Origin of the sequence: Saccharopolyspora flava, from assembly GCF_900116135.1 — a bacterium.
GTDB lineage: Bacteria > Actinomycetota > Actinomycetes > Mycobacteriales > Pseudonocardiaceae > Saccharopolyspora > Saccharopolyspora flava.
Genome location: NZ_FOZX01000006.1, coordinates 74,387 through 90,822, shown reverse-complemented (window position 1 = coordinate 90,822; position 16,436 = coordinate 74,387). Strand labels below are relative to the sequence as shown.

The 16,436-nt window shown below is 70.1% G+C and carries 13 protein-coding genes and 1 tRNA gene; 5 read left to right on the top strand and 9 right to left on the bottom strand.

Features of this window, described 5'->3' with window-relative positions:
- Positions 1–40: 40 nt before the first annotated feature.
- The 7 genes from pknB to BM424_RS18310 are packed head-to-tail and all read right to left on the bottom strand — an operon-like array spanning position 41 to position 9,606.
- Entirely contained in the window at positions 41–1,999 is a 1,959-nt protein-coding gene (gene pknB / locus BM424_RS18340; protein WP_093419545.1) for a Stk1 family PASTA domain-containing Ser/Thr kinase, read from the bottom strand.
- On the bottom strand, positions 1,996–3,420 hold the full coding sequence (locus BM424_RS18335) for a serine/threonine-protein kinase (RefSeq protein WP_093419542.1): 1,425 nt from the start codon (positions 3,418–3,420) through the stop codon (positions 1,996–1,998). The genes pknB and BM424_RS18335 overlap by 4 nt, the downstream gene beginning before the upstream one ends.
- 3 nt (positions 3,421–3,423) lie before the next feature.
- Positions 3,424–4,878, bottom strand: coding sequence for a peptidoglycan D,D-transpeptidase FtsI family protein (locus BM424_RS18330; RefSeq protein WP_093419540.1), 1,455 nt, complete (start codon positions 4,876–4,878; stop codon positions 3,424–3,426).
- Complete coding sequence (locus tag BM424_RS18325) at positions 4,875–6,299, bottom strand: FtsW/RodA/SpoVE family cell cycle protein (protein WP_093419537.1); 1,425 nt, start codon at positions 6,297–6,299, stop codon at positions 4,875–4,877. The genes BM424_RS18330 and BM424_RS18325 overlap by 4 nt, the downstream gene beginning before the upstream one ends.
- The gene (locus BM424_RS18320; RefSeq protein WP_093419535.1) at positions 6,299–7,780 is read right to left on the bottom strand and encodes a PP2C family serine/threonine-protein phosphatase; all 1,482 of its coding nucleotides are present in this window, start codon (positions 7,778–7,780) and stop codon (positions 6,299–6,301) included. The genes BM424_RS18325 and BM424_RS18320 overlap by 1 nt, the downstream gene beginning before the upstream one ends.
- The gene (locus tag BM424_RS18315; RefSeq protein ID WP_093419532.1) at positions 7,777–8,238 is read right to left on the bottom strand and encodes an FHA domain-containing protein FhaB/FipA; all 462 of its coding nucleotides are present in this window, start codon (positions 8,236–8,238) and stop codon (positions 7,777–7,779) included. The genes BM424_RS18320 and BM424_RS18315 overlap by 4 nt, the downstream gene beginning before the upstream one ends.
- Positions 8,239–8,283: 45 nt before the next feature.
- On the bottom strand, positions 8,284–9,606 hold the full coding sequence (locus BM424_RS18310; protein ID WP_093419529.1) for an FhaA domain-containing protein: 1,323 nt from the start codon (positions 9,604–9,606) through the stop codon (positions 8,284–8,286).
- 216 nt (positions 9,607–9,822) lie between these two features.
- On the opposite strand from BM424_RS18310, the gene BM424_RS18305 reads away from it, so the two are divergent.
- The 4 genes from BM424_RS18305 (at position 9,823) to BM424_RS18290 (ending at position 13,015) form a co-directional block, all read left to right on the top strand.
- Positions 9,823–9,905: transfer RNA gene (locus BM424_RS18305), tRNA-Leu, on the top strand.
- Between the two features lie 379 nt (positions 9,906–10,284).
- Complete coding sequence (locus BM424_RS18300; protein ID WP_093419527.1) at positions 10,285–11,073, top strand: IclR family transcriptional regulator; 789 nt, start codon at positions 10,285–10,287, stop codon at positions 11,071–11,073.
- Between the two features lie 357 nt (positions 11,074–11,430).
- The gene (locus BM424_RS18295; RefSeq protein ID WP_093419524.1) at positions 11,431–12,072 is read left to right on the top strand and encodes a hypothetical protein; all 642 of its coding nucleotides are present in this window, start codon (positions 11,431–11,433) and stop codon (positions 12,070–12,072) included.
- Positions 12,073–12,358: 286 nt separating this feature from the next.
- Entirely contained in the window at positions 12,359–13,015 is a 657-nt protein-coding gene (locus tag BM424_RS18290; protein ID WP_093419522.1) for an SDR family oxidoreductase, read from the top strand.
- Here the strand turns inward: BM424_RS18290 and BM424_RS18285 are convergent, their stop codons facing one another.
- Complete coding sequence (locus tag BM424_RS18285; protein ID WP_093419519.1) at positions 13,016–14,380, bottom strand: D-arabinono-1,4-lactone oxidase; 1,365 nt, start codon at positions 14,378–14,380, stop codon at positions 13,016–13,018.
- A 106-nt stretch (positions 14,381–14,486) separates the two neighbouring features.
- On the opposite strand from BM424_RS18285, the gene BM424_RS18280 reads away from it, so the two are divergent.
- A complete protein-coding gene (locus tag BM424_RS18280; protein ID WP_245775948.1) occupies positions 14,487–15,692 on the top strand; it encodes an amino acid deaminase/aldolase in 1,206 nt (401 codons plus the stop codon).
- Here the strand turns inward: BM424_RS18280 and BM424_RS18275 are convergent.
- A complete protein-coding gene (locus BM424_RS18275) occupies positions 15,662–16,285 on the bottom strand; it encodes a TetR family transcriptional regulator (protein ID WP_245775975.1) in 624 nt (207 codons plus the stop codon). The two genes, BM424_RS18280 and BM424_RS18275, sit on opposite strands and share 31 nt — an antisense overlap.
- Between the last annotated feature and the right edge of the window lie 151 nt (positions 16,286–16,436).

Genomic DNA, 16,436 nt, shown 5'->3' with positions numbered 1-16,436 from the left:
GTGGCCATCGCGGCCACCGCCCCTCTCTCGTCACCGGGGATCAGGGGAACGGGAAGAACCCGCCCCCGTTGCCCGGCGGGGTGCTCGTGCTCGAGCTGTCGTACTTGCCCACGTAGATCGTGACCGACTGGTTCTTGCTGATCTTCTGACCGGCCTGCGGCGAGCTGCCCACGACCTTGTCGTCCTTCGAGGAGTCGCCGGTCGTCTGCTCGGTCTCGTTGAGCGAGCCGCTCCAGCCGGAGGCCTTCAGCGCGGACTCGGCCTCCTCCTTCGACATGCCCTCCAGGTTCGGCATGGTGATCTGGTTGCCCTTGGAGACCACCAGGGTCACGGTCGAACCGGTGCGGGCCTTGGTCCCGCCGGACGGCGACTGGTCGATGACGGTGTTGGCTGGCTGGTCGGAGTCGCGCTGGTCGACCTTGACCTGGAACCCGGCGCCGACGAGGAACGCCTTGGCCGTGTCCAGCTGCTGGCCGCGCAGGTCCTGGACCTCCGTCTGCGGGATCGCCTGGCCGACGACCACGTTGATCGTGGTGCCCTTGGCGACCTCGGTGCCCTTGCTGTCCCAGTCGAGGATCTTGTCGACCATCGAGGAGTCGGAGGTCTCCTCCTTCTCCGGGTTCAACCCGATCTTGAGGCCGACCTTCTCCAGCTCCTGCTGCGCCTCGGTCATGGTCATGCCGGACAGGTCCGGGACCGGTGTGGACTCCGGCCCGGTTCCCGCGCAGAGCTCGATCTTGGTGCTCTCCTTGACGCCCAGCGCCCCGGGGTTCGGGTTCTGCTGGACGATCGAGCCGATCTTGTCCTCGCTCGACGGGCACGAGCGCGGCAGCACCATCCAGCCCTCGGACTTGGCCTTCTCGTTCGCGGCCTGGGCGGTCATGCCCATCAGGTTCGGCACCGCCACCCGGTCCGGTTCGCCGGCGCCGACCAGCATCGTGACCAGCCACGCGGCCAGCGCGAACACCGCCACGCAGGCCAGCGTGACCAGCGCGACCACGGCGTTCTTGCTGCGCCGCCGCTCCGGCGGGCCCGCCGGGTAGTCCTCGACGTCCTCCGAGCGGTGCCTGCCGGAACCGATCATCTCGGTGGCGCCGCCGCCCTGGCCGAGCATCGCGGTGTGCTCTTCCTCCGACATGATCATCGGAGCCTTCGGGCGCTGACCGGACAGCACGCGCACCAGGTCGGCGCGCATCTCCGCCGCCGACTGGTAGCGGTTGGCCGGGTTCTTGCTCAGCGCCTTGAGCACCACCGCGTCCAGCGACGCCGGGGTCGCCGGGACGACGTCGGAGGGCTTGCGCGGCTCCTCCCGGACGTGCTGGTAGGCGACCGCGACGGGGGAGTCACCGGTGAACGGCGGCTCCCCGGTGAGCAGCTCGAACAGCACGCAGCCCGCGGCGTAGACGTCGCTGCGCGCGTCCACCGCCTCGCCGCGCGCCTGCTCCGGCGACAGGTACTGGGCGGTGCCGATGACCGCCGCGGTCTGGGTGACCGCGGCCTGGCCGTCGTGCAGCGCCCGCGCGATGCCGAAGTCCATCACCTTCACCGCGCCGGAGCGGGTGATCATGATGTTGGCCGGCTTCACGTCGCGGTGCACGATCCCGTGCCGGTGGCTGAAGTCCAGGGCCGCCGAGGCGTCCGCCATGACCTCCATCGCCCGCCGGGGCGACAGCGGCCCCTCGGTCTTGACGATGTCGCGCAGCGTCCGCCCGTCGACGTACTCCATCACGATGTAGGGCAGCGGCCCGTTCTCGGAGTCCGTCTCGCCGGTGTCGTAGACCGCGACGATGGCCGGGTGGTTCAGCGCCGCGGCGTTCTGCGCCTCGCGGCGGAAGCGCAGCTGGAAGGTGGGGTCCCGGGCGAGGTCGGCACGCAGGATCTTGACCGCGACGTCTCGGCTCAGACGGGTGTCGCGGCCCTTGTGCACCTCCGACATACCGCCGTAGCCGAGAGTCTCGCCGAGCTCGTAGCGGTCGGATAGAAGTCGAGGTGAACTCATCGAATCGTCGTTCCGATCCTTGTCAACGATCGTCCCATCTCACCCGCGGGAGGCATTCCGATCATGGGTTCCTGCCGATGCGAAGTCTGTCCCAAACCGTTCGTGGAATCCAGGCTCAGGGCGGCCACCGGACCGCGTCCGGCCATGCCCAGGTCGAAGCGGGGTACTGCCCAGTAGGCGAGCAGACCGATGGCGACCAGCAAGACTACCGCCAGAGCCGCGATCAGAATCCACGCGACGACCCTGGTGTTGGCATTCGGCCGGTGAGCATTGCCACCCATCGCCCCGGCCGCGCCCGCGGTGGGCATCGGCATCGGGGTCTGCTGTTGCGCGACCTGCTGCTGTGAGACCTGGTGTTGCTGAACCGCCTGCTGCGCCGGTTGCTGCTGCGGCACCTGTTGCTGCTGTTGCGGTGCCGCCTGGTGGGGTGCCGGCTGCTGGGGTGGGATCACCCCGGGCGGGTAGGTGTTGCCCATCGGCGGGGAGCCCGGCGGCACCGGGTGCACCCCGGTCCCCGGTCCGGGCACGCCCACCGGTCGTTGCTGTTGTTGCTGCGCGACCAGTGCGGACGGGGTCGGCAGCGGCCGGCCCGAGCGCACCGCGGCGACCGCCGAGGCGAACTCCCCGCCGTCGGCGTAGCGCCGCCACGGGTCCTTCACCAGGGTCGCCTCGACCAGCGCCCGCACGGCCGGGGGCACGTCCGGCGGCAGCGGCGGGGCGATCTCGCGGATGTGCATCATGGCGACCGTCACCGCGTTCTCCGAGAGGAACGGGCGGTGCCCCATCAGGCACTCGTAGCCGACCACCGCCAGCGAGTACACGTCGCTGGCCGGTGTGGCGTCGCTGCCGAGCGCCTGCTCCGGCGCGATGTAGTGCGCCGTTCCCATCACCATCCCGTTGCGGGTGACCGGTGCCGCGTCGGCCGCCTTGGCGATGCCGAAGTCGGTCAGCTTCACCTTGCCCTCGGGGGTGATCAGGATGTTGCCGGGCTTGACGTCCCGGTGCACCAGGCCGCGCTCGTGCGCGGCCTGCAGCGCCTGACCCGCCTGCTCCAGCATGTCCATCACGTGGTCGGTGTTGATCCGTCGTTCCCGAGCCAGGATCGCCGCGAGCGGCTCTCCCTCGACCAGCTCCATCACCAGGTAGGCGGTGTCCTCCGGACCGTCTGGGACGGCGGCGGTCTCACCGTAGTCGTGGACCGCCGCGATGCCCGGGTGGTTCAGCGACGCGGTGGTGCGGGCCTCGGTCCGGAAGCGGTGCAGGAACTCGGCGTCCCCGCACAGCTCGGCCTTGAGGACCTTGACCGCCACGGTCCGGTCCAGCCGGACGTCCACCGCCTCCCACACCTCGCCCATGCCGCCGACCGCGATGCGGCGGCCGAGGCGATAGCGCTCGGCGAGTAACTGGCCGGTGGTCAGCACGGATCAGCCACCCCCTCGCAGACCGGCCCGGATGACCTCCCGGCCGATCGGGGCGGCCAGCGAACCGCCGGTGGCCTCGGCGCCCTCGTCGCCGCCGTTCTCCACGATCACCGCGACGGCGATCGTGGGGTTCTCGGCGGGTGCGAACGCGACGTACCAGCCGTGCGGCTTGTCATCCGGGTCGCCGTGCTGCGCGGTCCCGGTCTTGGAGGCGATGTCGATACCGGTGATCTTGCCGGAGCCCTTGGTGTACTTCTCCGACTGGAGCATCATGTCCCGGATCTTGCTCGCGACGTCGGGCGAGACGGCCTGGTTGAGCTCCTCCGGGCGGAAGGAGTCCAGCTCCTCCATGTCCGGGGCGCGGGTGGCCTTCACCAGCTGCGGCTTCATCAGCTTGCCGCCGTTGGCGACCGCCGCCGCCATCATCGCGTTCTGCAGCGGCGTGACGCGGACGTCGCGCTGGCCGATGCCGCTCTGGTACAGCGACGCGCCGTCGGCCATCGGGCCGGTGTCCGACTTGGCCACGCTCATCGGGATCTGCAGGTCCTGGCCGAAGCCGAACGACGCCGCGGTCTCCCGCAGCTTGTCCGCACCGACCTTGCCCGCGATCTCGGCGAACGCCGTGTTGCACGAGTGCGCCAGCGCCTCGGTCAGGGTGTTGCCCGCGCACTGCTTGCCGCCGTAGTTGGGCAGCGGCGTCGAGGACTGCGGCAGCGTGATCGAGGCGGCGTCCTGCACCTTGCTGTCCGGGGTGTACCCGCTCTCCAGCGCGGCCGCCGTGGTGATCAGCTTGAACGTCGAGCCGGGCGGGTAGATCTCGGAGACCGCCCGGTTGGCCATCGGGTTGCCCTGGGCCTTCTCCAGCTCGGACCACTGGTTGGCGACCTCGTCGTTGTCCGTGCCCGCGAGCCGGTTCGGGTCGTAGGACGGCGCGTTGACCATCGCCAGGATCTCGCCCGTCGACGGGTTCAGCGCCACCACCGAGCCCTGGTAGCCCTTGCTGGTCAGCTGGTCGTAGGCGACCTGCTGCATCTCCGGGTTGATGGTCAGCTCGACGCTGCCGCCCTTCGGGGCGTTGCCGGTGATCATGTCCGAGAAGCGGCCGAACGCCATGCTGTCGTCGGTGCCGTTGAGGATCTTGTCGTCGGCCCGCTCGATGCCGTTCGACCCGTAGAAGAACGAGTAGAACCCGGTGACCGGCGCGTACATCGGACCGTTCGGGTAGGTCCGCTGGAACTTGTACCGGTCGTTGTCGATCGGCTTGGACGTCGCCAGCGACTGGCCGGCCGCGATGATCTGCCCGCGCTCCCGGGAGAACTCCTCCAGCTGGGTGCGCGTGTTGCGGGCGTCGTCGCGGTACTCGTCGGCCTTGATGACCTGGACGTAGGTCATGTTGCCCATGAGCAGCAGGACCATCGCCATCATGGCCAGCGCCACGCGGCGCAGCGGCTTGTTCATCGGGGACGCTCCACCAGTTCCGTGTGTGCTTCGGCGATCGGCGCCTGCTTCGGCTTCGGCTTGGCCGGGGCCTGCGGGCGCCGGGCCGCGTCGGAGATCCGCAGCAGCAGCGCGATCAGCACGTAGTTGGCGAGCATCGACGAACCACCGGCCGCCAGGAACGGGGCCGTCAGACCGGTCATCGGGATCAGGCCCGTCGAACCGCCCGCCACGACGAACAGCTGCAGCGCGATGGTGAACGACAGACCGCCGGCGAACAGCTTGCCGAAGGAGTCGCGCACCGCCAGCGCGCTGCGCAGCCCGCGCATCATCAGCAGCACGTAGACCAGCAGCACCGCCATCATCCCGATCAGGCCGAGCTCCTCGCCCAGCGCCGGGATGATGAAGTCGCTGAACGACAGCGGCGTGATGTTCGGCATCCCGTTGCCCAGGCCCGAACCGGGGATGCCGCCGTGCGCCATCCCGAACAGGCCGGTCCGCAGTTGGTAGCCGGGGTCCGAGTCACCGTCGGGCACCCGCATCATCGGGTCCAGCCAGGTGTTGACCCGGACCTGGACGTGCGAGAACAGGTTGAACGCGAGCACCGCGCCCGCGGCGAACAGCGTCAGGCCGAGGCCGACCCACACCGCGCGCTCGGTGGCGATGTAGATCATCACCAGCACGATGCCGAAGAACAACAGCGAGGTGCCGAGGTCCTTCTCCAGCACCACGATGCCGATCGACAGCAGCCAGGCGACCAGGACCGGGCCCAGGTCGCGCGGCCGCGGCCAGTCGACGCCGAGGAACCGCTTGCCGGCCGTGGTGAACAGCTCGCGCTTGCCCACCAGGAACGACGCGAAGAAGATCAGCAGCAGGATCTTGGCGAACTCGCTCGGCTGGATCGAGATGAATCCCAGGTTGACCCACAGCTTGGCGCCGTTGGCCTCCGAGATGCTCGACGGCAGCACACCGGGCAGCGCCAGCAGCGCCAGCCCGACGAAACCGCACGTGTAGCCGTACTGCGCGAGCGTCCGGTGATCCTTCACCAGCCACAGCACGAGGATGAACAGCACGACGCCCGCCGTGGTGAACAGGATCTGCTTCGGCGTGTACGGCGCCCCGGGAACCGGGGCGAGGTCCAGCCGGTGCAGCATCACCAGGCCCACCCCGTTGATCAGCGCCACCAGCGGCAGGATCAGCGGGTCGGCGTAGGGCGCGAAGTACCGCACGCCGTAGTGCGCGGCACCGTAGAGCACCAGGAACGCGAGCCCGTAGAACAGCAGCTCGCGGGTGACGGTCTGCTCCTGCGAGAGCTCCACCACGACCAGCGCCGCGGTGACGATGATCGCGGAGAAAACGAGCATGAACAGTTCGGTGCCCCGCCGAGTGTTCACTCGGGGGGCCCCGTTGACTGCTCCGGACGTAGCTGCCGGTTCGGACATCAACTCACCGTCCGGCAGTTCACGCCCGGCTTCGGCTCCTCCGGTTGCAGCGGCGTGGCGTCCGCCGCGGACGGGTCCTGCGGCAGGGCCTGGCCGGGCACCGGCGCACCCGGGGTGGGCGGCACCGAGGGCTGGCCCGGAGGAGGTGGTGTCGGCGCACCGGTGGGCGGCGCACCCGGCGTCGGGGAGCCCGGGACGGGCTGGCCCGGCACCGACGGCGGCACGGTCGGCACCGAGGGCTCGGGGGTGGCGCACTCCGGCAGCAGCGCGGTCATCCGCAGCCGCCGCATCGCCTCCCGCGCCTCGGTGAGGCCGTTGACCTCGGTGATGCCGTTGCGCACGTCCGGACGCTGGGCTTCCTGCAGGTCGTCCAGCTTGATCGGCTGGCAGTCCTTGGCCGAGTCCGGCGGGCACGAGGTCTCGACCTGCCAGTTCAGCGCCACGCCCAGCGTGGAGCCCTGAACGCCCTGGTAGATCACGACCTCATCGGCGCTGTTCGTGCCGATGTAGTACTGGTTGAGCACCCACCAACGCCCAACCAGCGCGACAGCCGCCAACACGATGAGCACGCCGCAGGTCACCAGCAGCGAGGTCAGCCAGCGCCGCTTGCGCGGCTGCTCCGCCGGAGGTGAGGTGGGTTCGAAACGCTTCGGCTGCGGCCGCGGCATGGTCACCGCGGACGCGCGCGCCGCCGACGAATCGGGTTGCGGATGCTCATCGCCATTTCCCGCCGCACCCCCCACTATGGGGGCGTCGTCGCCGAACTCGACGTCGACGACGTCGGCGATGATCACGGTCACGTTGTCCGGACCGCCACCTTTGAGCGCCAGCTCGATCATCCGGTCCGCGCACTGCTGCGGGTCCGGGATGCGCAGGGCCTCCGCCATCGTCTCGGTGCTCACCGGGCCGGTCAGGCCGTCCGAGCAGAGCAGGTAGCGGTCGCCCGCGCGAGCCTCGCGGATCGCCAGGCTCGGTTCCACCTCGTGGCCGGTCAACGCGTGCAGCAGCAGCGAGCGCTGCGGGTGGTTGGCGGCCTCCTCCTCGGTGATCCGGCCTTCGTCGATCAGCGATTGCACGAAGGTGTCGTCGTGGGTTATCTGGGTCAGCTCGCCGTCGCGGACCAGGTAGGCGCGGGAATCGCCGACGTGCACCAGACCCAGCTTGCTGCCTGCGAACAGCACAGCGGTGAGGGTGGTGCCCATCCCGTCCAGTTCCGGGTCGTTGGCCACCAGCTCGGCGATCGCGCTGTTGCCGTCGAGCACCGCACCGCGGAGCTGTCCGAGCAGGTCGTCACCCGGTTCGTCGTCGTCCAACGGCGCCAACGCCGCGATGACGACCTTGCTGGCGACCTCACCGGCGGCATGTCCACCCATGCCGTCCGCGAGGGCGAGTAGTCGTGGGCCGGCATAGACCGAGTCCTGGTTGTTGGAGCGCACCAGGCCGCGGTCGCTGCGGGCTGCGTAGTGAAGGACGAGGGTCATGAGCGCAGCTCGATCACCGTCTTGCCGATTCTGATCGGAACGCCGAGCGGAACCTTGGTCGGCCCCGTGACCTTCGCCCGATCGAGGTATGTGCCGTTGGTTGAGCCTAGATCCTCCACGTACCAATCGGAGCCGCGAAGCGACAACCGAGCATGCCGGGTCGACGCGTAGTCGTCGTCCAGCACCAACGTGGAGTCATCGGCTCGGCCGATCAGGATCGGCCGGCCGTCCAGGGAAATGCGCGTGCCGGCGAGAGCGCCGTGCGTCACCACCATCTGGCGAGGCGCTTTGCTCTTGCCCCGGGGTTTGCCCGGGGCCCGACTCGCACCTGGCATCGGGACGCGCATCCCCGACGCGGAGTAGAGATCTGAACGAACCACGCGAAGCGCAGCCAGCACGAACAACCAGAGCAGGGCGAGGAACCCTGCTCTGGTCAGCTGAATCATCAGCTCCGGCACTTGTTGTGAACGCTCCTACTCGTAACGGGGATCGGCGAACCGCGCTCAGCCCTGCTGGGCGCGGAAGACCAGGGACGAATGCCCGACCCTGATCACGTCACCATCTGCCAACTGCCAAGTCTGCACCGGAGTGCCGTTCACCGTGGTGCCGTTTGTCGAACCGAGATCAGCCAGCATCGCGCTCTGACCATCCCAGGTGATCTCGATGTGCTTGCGCGAGACCCCCGTGTCGGGCAGCCGGAACTGGCCCTCCTGGCCGCGGCCGATGATGTTCGAGCCGTGCTGCAGCGTGTACGAGCGGTTCGAACCGTCGTCCAGGTGCAGCGTGGCCGTCATCTGACCGCGCGGGCCGCCGGCCGGGTAACCGCCGGGGGCGCTCTGCGGGTAACCGCCGCCGGGCTGGCCGTAGCCGCCCTGGTCCGGGAAACCGCCCGGGGCGCTCTGCGGGTAGGCACCGCCCGGCTGCCCGTAGCCCTGGTCGAAACCGGGCTGCTGCGGGTAGCCCTGGTCGAAGCCCTGCTGCGGCTGGCCGTAGCCCTGGTCGAACCCGGGCTGTGCGTAGCCCTGGTCATAACCCTGCTGCGGCTGCCCGTAGCCCTGGTCGTAACCCGGCTGCGGGGGCTGGCCGTAGCCCTGGTCGAAGCCCTGCTGCGGCGGCTGGCCGTAGCCCTGGTCATAACCGGGCTGCGGGGGCTGGCCGTAACCCTGGTCGAACCCGGGCTGCTGCGGGGGCTGCCCGTAGCCCTGGTCGTAGCCGGGCTGCGGCGGCTGGCCGTAGCCACCCTGATCGTAACCGGGCTGCGGGGGCTGCCCGTAACCCTGGTCGTAACCCGGCTGCTGGCCGTAGCCGTAGTTGGGGTCCTGGCCTTGGCCGTATCCCTGGTCGTAGCCGTACTGCCCCTGCTGGTTGTACGGATCTCCCTGGGGGTAGTGGCCTGGTGGCTGGCTCATGGGTCGGTCTCCTGCGGTACGCGGTTGTGTCGGCCGTCGCGTTACGTCGGGGTCGACGGTCGAACTGATTCGAAACTGTCCCGTGTGCAGCGTCTCAGAGCGCTCCAGGGAGACTACGACGTCACCATATGTGTCCCACCCCTGCTCGGTGAGATGCTCCTGAACGCAGTCGGCGAGGAGGTCCGTCACCCGGGCCTCATCGCCGGTGAGCCGATCATGGTCCGACGGGCTCAGTTGCACAACGTAGTGGTTACAAGCGAGCAACCGTCCACCGGCAAGCTCCCGGACCTTCAGCTCGGCATCGCGCTGCAAGGACTGGGCGACTTCCTGCGGGACTACGTTCCCGCCGAACACGCGCGCAAAGCCATTGCCGACCATGCCTTCGATCCGGCGCTCAAAGCGCTGCACGAGGCCCACGGCAACATCCCTCCACGCGTACGACTCCTGCTGACCATCGTATCTGGGCCAACGGCCCGAGACACCGCCCAGTTCCCAACTTCCCGACCCCCCTGCGCAGACCCCTCTCGGGACCGTGCTAATGTTCTTCTTGCCAACAGGGCAGCAGGGAAAAGCGAAAGCCGACCCCGGTGCCCAGCGGTGAAAAGCGGCAAGCTAAGCTTCTCATCGTGCCACGGGCGAGTGGCGGAATGGCAGACGCGCACGGTTCAGGTCCGTGTGTCCGAAAGGACGTGAGGGTTCAACTCCCTCCTCGCCCACTTCGAAGGCCCTCCCGGCTCATGCTTCGCCGGGAGGGCCTTCTTCGTATTGTGTTGGGGGGTCGAACCCCCCATGCCCTCCACGGTGCGGCTGGGCTCGTTCTTCCTGGTCGTTGCGGTTGTTTTCCGCTCGGCCTGCTCACGTAAGGCTTCTGCTCGGCTTCGCCGTCGGGCTCCTCCTCTGCCTCCTTCTTCTCGTTCTCCTCCTCCTGCTCTGCTGCTCGTCTGGTTCTTCGGCTCTTCGGTTGGGTGTGCGGTTTGTCATGGGGGGGTTCAGCGTTGGGCGAAATCTTTTCGTGATCTTTCTTGGTGTTCTGTTTGTCTTGTGCTGGGGTGGGGGTGTCCGGCTGGGGGTTGGGCCGTCGCTCGGAGGTGCCTCGTGGCGGGAAACAGTCGTGATCCCGGGCGGTCGGTGACCGCTCGGGCCCTGAGCGTGCTGACCGCGTTCGACGCCGAGCACCCTCGGCTCACGCTCACCGCCATCGCGCAGCGCGCCGACATCCCGCTCGCCACCGCGCACCGGCTGGTGCGGGAGCTGGAGCTGTGGGGAGCGCTGCAGCGCGACTCCGACGGGCGGTACGTCATCGGGCTCCGGCTGTGGGAGATCGGACTGCTCGCCCCCGTCAGCGGGCGGCTGCGCGAAGCCGCGCTGCCCTACATGCAGGAGCTGTGCGAGACCACCCACGACAACGTGCACCTGGCCGTGCGCGACGGGCACGACGCCGTGTACGTGGAGAAGCTCACCACCCCGCGCTCCGTGCCGATCATCTCCCGCACCGGCGGGCGGCTGCCGCTGCACGCCACCGGCGTCGGCAAGGTGCTGCTCGCGCACGCGCCCGCGACGGTGCTGCACTCCTGTTGCGAGAGCGGCCTCACCCGGCACACCGCCTACACCATCACCGAGCCCGGCAGGCTCGGCCGCGAGCTCCAAGGCGTCCGCTCCCGCGGCTACGCCTCCGCCAACGAGGAGATGACCCTCGGGAACTGCTCGGTGGCCGTGCCCGTCCAGGACGCCGCCGGAACCGTCGTCGCGGCCCTCGGAGTCGTCGCCCACAGCGTCCGCGCGGACGTCGCCCGGCTCGTCCGCTCACTGCTGCCCGCGGCCGACGGCATCCGGCAGCGGCTGGCTGACGGCGAACGGGTCAACCTCGACGCGCTTCATCGGTGAATAATCTTCCGCTTACCGGGCGAATAATCCGTCAACTGTACATTTGTGCAGGTCGTGTGACCGGCGTCGATATCATGCGCCGATTTCCCTGACCACGAATGAGGGATGGGAGGCGTAGTCGTGCGGGTGTCGGGTAGCGATCACCCGTCTGGCCGCATCGCTGGGCTGAAGCGTCCATGTCATTCGTCGACCGGTCACCGACAGCTGCCCGCCGCCGATCGCAGCGACCCCCGATGAGCAGCGCAGAACCCCCTCGGAGCTGTTTTAGTCAACATGGCTCCCGCACCGGCGACCACCCCGACGGTGCCGGAGGAGCCGAAGACGCGGAGTGCACGTAGCCGAGGGAGGCGGAACGCTGTGACCGGAATTCCCGGACAAGCCTGGTCCGAAGACGAGCTCCGAGCCTGCTCGACCACGCAGGTCCGGTCGCCGCTGGGGCTGGCCGCCTCCGTGGGCCGGCTCGCCCAGCGATCGGTCGACGCGCTGGGGTGGACCGGCAGCACGCTGCCGCCGGTGAAGCTGCTCGGACGGCAGATCATCGCCACCGCGGAACTGGTCCCCGACGCCCACGCCGAACGCCTCGTCTTCGGCAGCGGGCCGGTGCTCGACCGCGCGGAGATCGCCACCTGGGTCTGGCCCGAGATGGACGGCCGGGTACCGCCGGCCGCCGCCCGGATCACCGGTTTCCTCGCGCCCGCCCGGCACTGGCGCACCGCGCTCACCGCGGCCGTGCCGTTCGCGCGCTTCGCCGACGCCGCCATCGTCGTGCCCCGCTCGGTGGCGGTCGCCCCGGACTTCGCCGAGACCTGCCTGATCCGCGCCCGCCAGTTCGGCATCGCGGTGCTCAGCTGCGACGGTGACGACGTGCGGGTGGAACTCCCGGGGCACAGCTTCGCCGACGCGCCGCCCGTGGAGCACACCGCCGTCTCGCGGTGGGTCAACGAGGTGGTCTACCAGCAGCTGCTGGCGGCCGAAGCGCCTGCGCCGTCGCGCAGCTGACCGGCCCCTGGGGGGCGCAGTTCCAGTTGGACCGGGGGGCTTCAACTGGAACTGCACCTACCGACCGGCGGGTGGGGGAAAGCCTGCTGGAGGGGGAAAGGAGCGGACGGAGACCCGCCCGAACCCAACCACGCACCGCGCAGCGTGGGGGCGGGGCTCCGTCCGCTGAACCGTTCGCCGAGTTGTCCACAGGTGTGTCCACAGGTGGTTTATCCCCAGGAACGGCGAGTTGTCCACAGGCCGCGCTGAAACGGTTGAGGAGCGCCTCCGGGCCTACCGTGGAGGCATGCGCATCGTCATCGCCGGAGCCCACGGGAAGATCGCTCGGCCGCTCGGCCGGCTGCTGTCCCAGCGGGGCGACCAGGTCCTCGGAATCATCCGCAACCCCGACCACGCCGCCGACCTCGAGACCGACGGGGTCGAGCCCCTCGTGCTGGACATGGAGTCGCTCTCGGCGGCCGATCTGGCGGGGCATCTGTCCGGAGTGGACGCCGCCGTGTTCCTCGCCGGGGCGGGCCCGGGCAGCGGTGCCCCGCGCAAGGACACAGTGGACCGCGGGGCGTCCGTGCTGCTCGCGGATTCCTGTCAGCAGGCCGGAATTCGGCGCTTCGTGCAGGTGAGCTCGATGGGAACCCGCACCCCCAACCCGCCCGACGTGGACCCGGTGTTCGGGGCCTATTTGGACGCCAAGCGGGCCGCCGAGGAAGACCTGCGCGGCCGCGATCTCGACTGGACGATCCTGCGCCCGGGACGGCTCACCGACGACGAGCCGACCGGCCGGGTGACGCTGGCGCCGGAGGTCGGCCGGGACGCCGTCACCCGCCGCGACGTGGCCGCCGTGCTGGCGGCCCTGCTGCCCGAAACGGGGACCGTCGGACGGGCCCTGGAACTCGTCAACGGTGACGTTGCGATCACCGATGCGGTGCGGGCCGCGGCGGCGTAATCAGTTCGGGTTATCCACAGGCCCGAGGACGCGCTCCAGGTACGCGTTGTGGAAGATCCCGCGCGGATCGACCGCCTCGCGGACCTGCCGAAACTCGGTGAACCGGGGGTAAAGGCCGGACAGCGCCGCGGCGTCCAGCCGGTGCATCTTCCCCCAGTGCGGTCGCCCGCCCGCGTCCCGGGCGATCGACTCGAACGCGTCGAAGTAGCCCCGGTACGGCATGCCCAGGTACTGGTGCACCGCGACGTAGCCGGTGTCGCGCCCGTACGCCGTCGACAGCCACACGTCGTCGGCGCGGGCGACCCGCACCTCCACCGGGAACATCACCGGGTCGGCCAGCCGCGCGGTCGCCGCCCGCAGCTCGCGCAGCACGTCCGGGACCACCTCGCGCGGGAAGGCGTACTCGGACTCGACGAAGCGGATCCGCCGCGGCGTGGTGAACACCCGGTAGGAGCGGTCCCGGTAGGAGCGCGCCGACCAGGTCGCCGCGCAGAACCGGCTCAGCGGCCGGACCAGCGGCGGCACCGCGCGCCCGACCCCGCAGATCGCGCCGAACAGGCGGTTCTCCATCACCTCGTACTCCAGGAAGTGCCGCGCCGGGCTCAGCGGGCGCGGCGGTCCCGGATGCCGGTTGTTGCGCTTGACCATCGCGTGGTGGCTGTGCGGGAACCAGTGGAACTCGAAGTGGTCGTTGGCCTCGGCCAGCCCGCCGAAGTCGGCGAGCACGTCCTCCAGCGGCGCCGGGCCCTCCTCGGCCGAGAGCGTGAAAGCCGGGACGCAGCGCAGGGTCACGGTGGTGATGACGCCGAGAGCGCCCAGGCCGAGCCGCGCGGCGGCGAACAGCTCGGGTCGTTCCTCCGCCGAGCAGCTCACCTCGGAACCGTCGGCGAGCAGCAGGTCCAGGGCCTCCACCTGGGTGGCCAGGCCGCCGAGACCCGCTCCGGTGCCGTGGGTTCCGGTGGAGATGGCGCCCGCGAGGGTCTGCTGGTCGATGTCGCCGAGGTTGGCCATCGCCAGCCCGAGCCCGTCGAGCTCGGCGTTGAGCACGTGCAGCGGTGTGCCGCCGTGCGCCGTGACCAGCCCGGTCCCCGGATCGGCGTGGATGATCCCGGAGAAGTGCCGCAGGTCCAGCGCCACACCGGATCCCGGTGAGGCGACCGCGGAGAACGAGTGCCCGGACCCGATCGGCCGCACCCGCAGGCCCTGCCGGCTCGCGGCGGCGAGGACCTCGGCGGCTTCGCTGGTGTCGCGCGGGGTCGCGGTCCGCGCCGGCCGCGCGGTGGCCGTGCGGGCCCAGTTGGTCCACGGCCGTGCGGTGGCCGGATCGCCGGGGACCCGATCGCGGGGGGCCAGATCACGCTGCATGCCGGGCCTCCAAGAGGGTGGCGCGCTCCAACGGGTGAGGTGCTCGGCGCGATGGGCTGAAGTTATGTGAAACCAATTCACATAACAAGCCCCTAGGCATACGGTTGTGGGCGTGCGCCGGATCGACGAGATCACCAGCGAAATCGAGCCACCGTTCGCCGCGGTGGACTTGGCAGCCTTCGACGACAACGCCCAGGACATGGTGCGCCGCGCGGCCGGTGTGCCGATCCGGATCGCCACCAAATCCGTGCGCTGCCGGGAACTCCTGGCCCGCGCGCTGCGGATGGACGGCTACTCCGGCCTGATGTGCTACTCCCTCGCCGAAGCCCTGTGGCTGCACGGCGAAGGGCTCAGCGACGACCTCCTCGTCGCCTACCCGACCGCGGACCGCGCCGCGCTGCGGGAACTCGCCGCGAACCCGGCGGCCGCCGCGGCGATCAGCATCATGGTCGACTCCGCCGATCACCTCGACTTCATCGACGCCGCCGTCGGACCGGACCGGCCCGACATCCGGCTCTGCGCCGAGGTCGACGCGTCCTGGAAACCGCTGCCCGGCGTGCACATCGGCACCCGCCGCTCACCGCTGCACAGCCCCGCGCAGGTCCGGCGCTTCGCCGAGACCGCGCAGCGCCGCGCGGGATTCCGGCTGGTCGGGCTGATGGCCTACGAAGGTCAGATCGCCGGGCTCGGCGACGCGCCGCCCGGCAGGCCGCTGCGCGGGGCGCTGCTGCGCGCCATCCAGCGCCGCTCCGCCGCCGAGCTCGCGCAGCGGCGCGCGGCGATCGTGCGGGCGGTGCGCGAGGTCGCGGACCTGGAGTTCGTCAACGGCGGCGGTACCGGGAGCCTGGAGCGGACCGCGGGAGAAGCGGGGGTCATCACCGAGGTCGCGGCGGGATCGGGGCTGATCGGCCCGACGCTGTTCGACGGCTACCGCGGCTTCCGGCCGCGTCCGGCGGTGCTCTACGCGCTGCCGGTGGTGCACCGGCCGGCTCGCCGCATCGCGACGCTGTTCGGCGGCGGCTACATCGCGTCGGGTCCGCCCGGCGCGGACCGGGTTCCGGCGCCGCACTGGCCGGAAGGGCTGGGGCTGCTGGGAACCGAGGGCGCGGGCGAAGTGCAGACGCCGGTGTCCGGTGCGGCGGCGCGCGGCCTGCGCATCGGTGATCGGGTCTGGTTCCGGCACGCCAAGGCGGGCGAGCTCGCGGAGCGGTTCAACCGGTACCACCTGGTCGACGGCCGCCTGGTGAGCGTGGGGAGCTCGGCCGTCGAAGAGGTGCCGACCTACCGGGGTGAGGGCAGGTCGTTCGGGTAGTTCGACACGACCGTCGGCCCGATCGGCGTCGAGGTCACCCGTTGTTCTTCGGTGATCCGGTTGGACAGGTAACCGCGGACGAGGTCCTTGGCCTCGGCCAGGATCGCCTGGTCACCTTGCGAATCGCGGCGGAACGCCAGGTGCAGGACGGCGTCCGCGGCCTCCACCGCGATGGTCAGCGGGAGAGCGAGATCGGCCGGGTCGAGCTGGAACTCCTCGGCGATCAGGCCGGTCAGCTTCTCCGCGATGACCGCGTTGTTGTCCTTGCCCGGGTCGAGCAGGCGCAGGTCGACCACGTCCCCGAAGTGCAGCCGGCTGAACGCCGGGACCTCGCGGTGCATGGTCAGGTAGGTGTCGAAGACCGCGTCGACGGCATCCCACCAGTGCGCCAGCTCGAGCTGCTCGAAGCGGCTGGACACGGTCCGCACGAACCGGTCCAGGTTGCGCAACGTCAGCTCCTGCACGACGGCGCGCTTGTCCGGGAAGAACTGGTAGAGCGATCCGACCGCGACACCCGCACGTTCCGCGATCAGGGTGGTCGTTAATCCGTCGTATCCCACCTCGTCGATCAAGCCGGCGGTCGCGGCCAGCATCTTCTCCACTCGCTGGGCACTCCGCTGCTGCACGGGCTTGCGCCGCAGCGGGGCTATTTCTGCAGGCAATGCGCCTCCCTGGTTGGAGTTGTGCCGACCAGTCTGCTGCTGAGCCGACATCCGTGCGTTCCGGACATGCCGCGACACCGTC

Bases quoted from the DNA above. Each gene is read 5' to 3' on its own strand.
- BM424_RS18275 (WP_245775975.1), bottom strand. From the start codon at position 16,285: ATGCTGGCCGCGACCGCCGGCTTGATCGACGAGGTGGGATACGACGGA.
- BM424_RS18325 (WP_093419537.1), bottom strand. From the start codon at position 6,299: ATGTCCGAACCGGCAGCTACGTCCGGAGCAGTCAACGGGGCCCCCCGA.
- BM424_RS18285 (WP_093419519.1), bottom strand. From the start codon at position 14,380: ATGCAGCGTGATCTGGCCCCCCGCGATCGGGTCCCCGGCGATCCGGCC.
- BM424_RS18330 (WP_093419540.1), bottom strand. From the start codon at position 4,878: ATGAACAAGCCGCTGCGCCGCGTGGCGCTGGCCATGATGGCGATGGTC.
- BM424_RS18320 (WP_093419535.1), bottom strand. From the start codon at position 7,780: ATGACCCTCGTCCTTCACTACGCAGCCCGCAGCGACCGCGGCCTGGTG.
- pknB (WP_093419545.1), bottom strand. From the start codon at position 1,999: ATGAGTTCACCTCGACTTCTATCCGACCGCTACGAGCTCGGCGAGACT.
- BM424_RS18290 (WP_093419522.1), top strand. From the start codon at position 12,359: ATGCGCATCGTCATCGCCGGAGCCCACGGGAAGATCGCTCGGCCGCTC.